At 70.2% G+C, this 5,594-nt stretch carries 4 protein-coding genes; 3 read left to right on the top strand and 1 reads right to left on the bottom strand.

From position 1 onward, the window contains the following. The first annotated feature begins 170 nt into the window (after nt 1-170). The 3 genes from VFF97_RS05715 (at nt 171) to VFF97_RS05705 (ending at nt 4,032) form a co-directional block, all read left to right on the top strand. Nucleotides 171-1,670 (top strand): aldehyde dehydrogenase family protein, encoded by a 1,500-nt coding sequence (locus VFF97_RS05715; RefSeq protein ID WP_325032527.1) that lies wholly within the window; start codon nt 171-173, stop codon nt 1,668-1,670. A gap of 180 nt (nt 1,671-1,850) precedes the next feature. Then, complete coding sequence (locus tag VFF97_RS05710; RefSeq protein ID WP_414684228.1) at nt 1,851-2,051, top strand: AsnC family protein; 201 nt, start codon at nt 1,851-1,853, stop codon at nt 2,049-2,051. A gap of 43 nt (nt 2,052-2,094) precedes the next feature. Further along, nucleotides 2,095-4,032: an ABC transporter ATP-binding protein gene (locus tag VFF97_RS05705; RefSeq protein WP_325032525.1), complete on the top strand. Its 1,938-nt coding sequence runs from the start codon at nt 2,095-2,097 to the stop codon at nt 4,030-4,032. Between the two features lie 66 nt (nt 4,033-4,098). Here VFF97_RS05705 and VFF97_RS05700 read toward each other — a convergent pair. Next, nucleotides 4,099-5,594: phosphoenolpyruvate carboxykinase (GTP) (locus VFF97_RS05700; protein ID WP_325032524.1), on the bottom strand; the 1,496-nt coding region annotated here is incomplete at its 5' end.

Here is a 5,594-nt window from a genome sequence, read left to right as displayed (position 1 = left end):
GTCCTCGGTTTGCTGATTCGAGGGTAACGCGCACTCGGTATTGCATACGAGATTCGTGAGAATTTTGTCGCCGATCTTGCCACCCGCGTCGCGAAGGGGCACGCTGGAAGCGCCCGCGGGTTTGATTCGCGTGCATCGAATCTTTGACACACGGAGAGGTGGTCGTCGAGATGTCCGACGTGGTGGAGACGTCCGCGAAGGTGCGGACTGGACTGTACATCGGCGGGGAGGAGCGGTTCACCGACGAGGTCCTCAAGGTCGCCGATCCGGGCAAGCCCGGTGTGATCGTGGGTGAGGCGGCGTCGGCCTCGCCGCAGGACGTGGCGGATGCCGTCGCTGCGGCCAAGGCCGCGTATCCCGCATGGGCGGCTCTCGGCGCCGAGGGCCGCGCGAAGGCGATGGCCGACGCGATCGCCGGCATCGCCGACGACCGCGATGAAGACGCTGCGATCCTGTCGCAGGAGAACGGCAAGATCCGCATGGAGGCGTGGATCGACGCGCTCGTCTTCGAGATCCGCTGGAACCTCGCGCTCGCGCTGAAGGACGAGGTCGAGACCTCGAAGACGCTGCCCGTCGTTCCGGGCGCGATCCCGGTCTCGACGGAGGTGTCGTACCAGCCGCTCGGGGTCGTGACGATCATCGTCCCCTTCAACTGGCCGATCGCCATCCTCGGCGCCTCACTCCCCCACGCGCTGCTTGCGGGCAACACCGCGATCGTCAAGGTCCCGCCGACGACGCCGCTCGCGACCGCGCGCGTCGTGCAGCGCGTGGCCGAGAAGCTCCCGGCGGGCGTGCTCAACGTCATCAGCGGCAAGGACGAGAACATGGCCGGGCTCATCCAGAACCCGGATGTCGCGAAGGTCTGCTTCACGGGAAGCGTCAACGGCGGCAAGCGCATCATGGAGATGGCGTCCAAGACACTGACCCGCGTCACGCTCGAGCTCGGCGGCAACGACCCGGCCGTCTTCCTCGAGGACGCGATCCTCGACGACGCGCACCTGGATCGGCTGTACGCGGCGATCTTCGACACGACCGGACAGATCTGCATGAACGCGAAGCGCGTGTTCGTGCACCGTTCGCGGATGGACGAGCTGGTCGCAGGGCTCGAGGCGCGCCTCGACAAGGCCGTCATCGGCTACGGGCTCGACGAGGGCACGACCATGGGACCCCTGCACCAGGGCGCGCAGAAGGCCTTCGTCGAGGACATCATCCGCGAGGCGAAGGACGCCGGCGCCGAGGTGCGCGAGTACGGCGAGCTTCCCGGCGGCGACCTGGCCGGCGGCAACTTCCTCCGCCCGGCGATCGTGATCGATCCCGATCTCTCCCTGCGCGTCGTGACGCAGGAGCAGTTCGGCCCGGTGATCCCGATCATCCCGTTCGACACGGAGGACGAGGCCGTGCGTCTCGCGAACGACACGTGGGGCGGCCTGTGCGGCTCGGTCTGGACGGCCGACGCCGGCGCAGCGCAGCGCATCGGCTCGCAGCTCGTGTGCGGCTACGTGTGGGTGAACGACCACGGCGCCACGCGCCTCGACCTGCGTGCGCCGTTCGGCGGGATGAAGCAGTCCGGCTTCGGTCGCGAGCAGGGCATCGAGGGCGTCCGGGCGTTCCAGGACACCCGCTCGATCGCGACGATCGACCCCGACGCGCTCGCGGCGATGGCCCACTGAGACCTGTTCCAGCAGGAAGGCCCGGCCTCTTCGGAGGCCGGGCCTTATTCGTGCTCGTCCATGTTCGCCGTCGGCGAGCAGGTGTCAACTCACGTTGACACTCTCTCGCTGCGTCAACTACGGTTGACACGGATGCCTCGGGCGAGGCATCCGGAAGGACACACCGTGAGCGGCGACCAGATCAGCACCCTCATCGGCGCCGCCGACGAGCGCGAGCCGATCGCCGAGCTGCATCGCCTCGCCGAGGTGCGACGCGAGCTGTCGCGCGCGGAAGAGGTGCAGGTGCGCCGCGCCCGCAACCTCGGCTATTCGTGGCAGGCGATCGCCGCCGCCCTCGGCGTGACCCGACAGGCCGTCCACAAGAAGTACGGTCGAGAGTAGGCGTTGTCGCCGCTTCTCCCTCCCACCCCACCGAGGTATCGCCATGTCGACCACCGCTCCTGCCGGACGCCGCCCCCGCGGACGTCGCTCCGAAGACGACGGGCCTCGCGCGAGCCTCAAACAGCTCATCCCGTTCCTGCTCGAGCACAAGGGCGTCCTGGCCGTCGTCGCGGCGCTGAGCGTCATCGGAGCGATCGCGATGCTCGCGCAGCCGCTCGTCGTCGGCCAGGTGATCACGCTCGTGCAGGCGGGCGACCCGCTCGGGCAGCTCGTGTGGCTGCTCGTCGCGCTCGTGATCGCGGCATCCGTCATCTCGGGGTACCAGCATTACCTGCTGCAGCGCACAGGCACCGCGGTCGTCTACTCGAGCCGCCGCAAGCTCATCTCGCGCATCCTGCACCTGCCGATCTCGGAGTTCGATGCGCGCCGCACGGGCGACCTCGTCTCGCGGGTCGGCACCGACACGACACTCCTCTACGCGGTGCTCACACAGGGACTCGCGGATGCCGTCGGCAACGCCCTCATCTTCGTCGGCGCGATCGTGGCGATGGCCTTCATCGACCCGATCCTGTTGCTGCTCATCGTCGTCGTGATCGGGGCCTCGATCACGGTCGTCGGGTTCCTGAGCGGACGCATCCGCAAAGCCACGCGCCAGCAGCAGGAGAAGGTGGGCGAGCTCGCGTCGGGCGTCGAGCGCGCCGTCGGGTCGATCCGCACCGTCCGCGCATCGGGCGCGAGCGAGCGCGAGCGCGTCGCGATCACGGGTCTCGCCGAGCAGGCGTACCAGGTGGGCGTCCGCATCGCGAAGGTGTCGGCGCTCGTCGTGCCGGTCGCAGGCATCGCGCTGCAGCTGTCGCTGCTCGTCGTGCTCGGCGTGGGCGGGTTCCGCGTGGCATCCGGCGCGATCGAGATCGCGGCCCTCGTGACGTTCGTGATGTTCCTGTTCATGCTCGTCGGCCCGCTCGGGTCGTTCATCGGCGCGATCACGTCGGTCAACCAGGCGCTCGGCGCGCTCGGGCGCATCCAGGAGATCCTCGACCTGCCGACCGAGACCGCGCGCGACGCCGAGATCGCGGTGCGCGTGGCAGAGACGGCGCCGGCGCCGTCCGCCGACGGCGACGCACCGCCCGCGGCGATCGAGTTCCGCGACGTGCGCTTCTCGTACCCCGAGGACGTCGTCGCGGCACGCCGCAAGGCCGAGACCGAGGCGCTCGCGATGCTCGAGAGCGCGCACGTCGACACGGCCCTCCTCGATCTGCCGGAGGGCGCACAGCCGGATGCCGCGACCCCCGCCCCGGACGCGGAGGTGCTGCGCGGGGTGTCGTTCCGCGTGCCCCAGGGCTCGCGCGTCGCGCTCGTCGGTCCGTCCGGCGCGGGCAAGAGCACGACGCTCGCGCTCATCGAGCGGTTCTACGACCCGACGTCGGGCGCGATCCTCATCGACGGCGTCGACGTGCGCGCGCTCGACCGCGACGCGCTGCGCGCTCGGCTCGGGTACGTCGAGCAGGACGCCCCGACGCTCGCCGGCACGCTGGGCGACAACCTGCGACTGGCGTCGCCCGACGCATCCGATGCCGAGTGCGAACGCGTGCTGCACGCGGTCAACCTCACCGAGGTGCTCGAGCGCAATCCGCTCGGGCTCGACGCACCCGTCGGCGAGAGCGGCGTCATGCTGTCGGGCGGCGAGCGTCAGCGCCTCGCGATCGCGCGGGCGCTGCTGGCCGCTCCCCCGATCCTGCTCCTCGACGAGTCGACGTCGTCGCTCGACGGGCTGAACGAGCAGCGCATGCGCGACGCGATCGACGCGGTCGCGACGGGCCGCACGCTCATCGTGATCGCACACCGCCTCTCGACGGTCGTCGACAGCGACCACATCGTGGTGATGGACCACGGGCGCGTCGTCGGCCAGGGCACGCATTCGGAGCTCGTGGAGTCGACGCCTCTGTACCGCGACCTCGCGCGGCACCAGCTGCTCGTCTGAGGACGACAGCGGTGACGGATGCCCCGCCCCGCGCGCATCGCGGGACGGGCATCCGCCGCTGCTGTGTCAGGACCGCTGGAGTCGGTACCGCAGCGCCGCCAACTCCGCCTGCAGCGCGGCGGGGACGCGCCCCTCGAACTGGGCGTAGAACTCCTCGGTGAGGTCCGCCTCCTTCAGCCACGAGTCGCGGTCGATCGCGAAGAGCTCCTCGAGGTCTTGCGGCGTGACGTCCGTGCCCTCGAGGTCGAGGTCCTCGGTGCGCGGCAGGCGCCCGATCGGGCTGTCGACCGCGGGAACCTCGCCCTCGATGCGACGGACGATCCAGTCGATGACGCGCGCGTTGTCGCCGAAGCCGGGCCACAGGAATCGGCCGTCCGAGCCCTTGCGGAACCAGTTCACCTGGAAGATGCGCGGGGCGCGGTCGAAGCGCAGCTTCTGGCCCATCTTGAGCCAGTGGCCGAAGTAGTCCGCCATGTTGTAGCCGCAGAACGGCAGCATCGCGAACGGGTCGCGGCGCAGCTCGCCGACGGTTCCCTCGGCGGCGGCGGTGCGCTCCGACGAGATCGTCGATCCGAGGAACACGCCGTGCGCCCAGTCGGTCGCCTCGATCACGAGCGGCACGTTCGTCGCGCGGCGGCCGCCGAACAGGATCGCGTCGAGCGGCACGCCCTCCGGCTTGTCCCAGTCGGGGGCGATCTGCGGGCACTGCGCGGCGCTCACGGTGAAGCGCGAGTTCGGGTGCGCGGCGGGGCGACCGGATGCCGGCGTCCAGGGCTTGCCCTCCCAGTCGATGAGCTCGGCCGGGGGCTCATCGGTGAGGCCCTCCCACCACACATCGCCGTCGGGCCGCAGGGCGACGTTCGTGAAGATCGTGTTGCCCCACAGCGTCTCGACCGCGGTCACGTTCGTCGACTCGCCGGTGCCCGGAGCGACGCCGAAGAATCCCGCCTCGGGGTTGATCGCCCAGAGGCGCCCGTCCTCGCCGGGGCGCAGCCATGCGATGTCGTCGCCGAGCGTCTCGACGCGCCAGCCGGGGATGGTCGGTCGCAGCATGGCGAGGTTCGTCTTGCCGCACGCCGAGGGGAACGCGGCGGCGATGTGGTACGCGCGGCCCGCGGGGTCGATCACGCGGATGAGCAGCATGTGCTCGGCCATCCAGCCCTCGTCGCGACCGATGACCGACGCGATGCGCAGCGCGAAGCACTTCTTGGCGAGGATCGCGTTGCCGCCGTAGCCGGATCCGTAAGACCACACCTCGAGCGTCTCGGGGAAGTGGACGATGTACTTCTCGTCGTTGCACGGCCACGCGACGTCCTGCTCGCCCGGCGCGAGCGGGGCGCCGACGGAGTGGACCGTCTTGACCCAGTGCTTCCCGGCGGCGATCTCCTCGAGCACCGCGGTGCCGACGCGGGTCATGATCCCGATCGAGGCGACCGCGTAGGCGCTGTCGGTGACCTGGACGCCGATGTGCGAGAGCGGGCCGCCGACGGCGCCCATCGAGAAGGGCACGATGTACATCGTGCGCCCGCGCATGGAGCCGTCGAAGATCTCAGTCATCGTTG

The sequence above is a fragment of the Microbacterium sp. genome, assembly GCF_035687345.1.
GTDB lineage: Bacteria > Actinomycetota > Actinomycetes > Actinomycetales > Microbacteriaceae > Microbacterium.
This window is presented reverse-complemented; position numbering and strand designations above follow the sequence as displayed.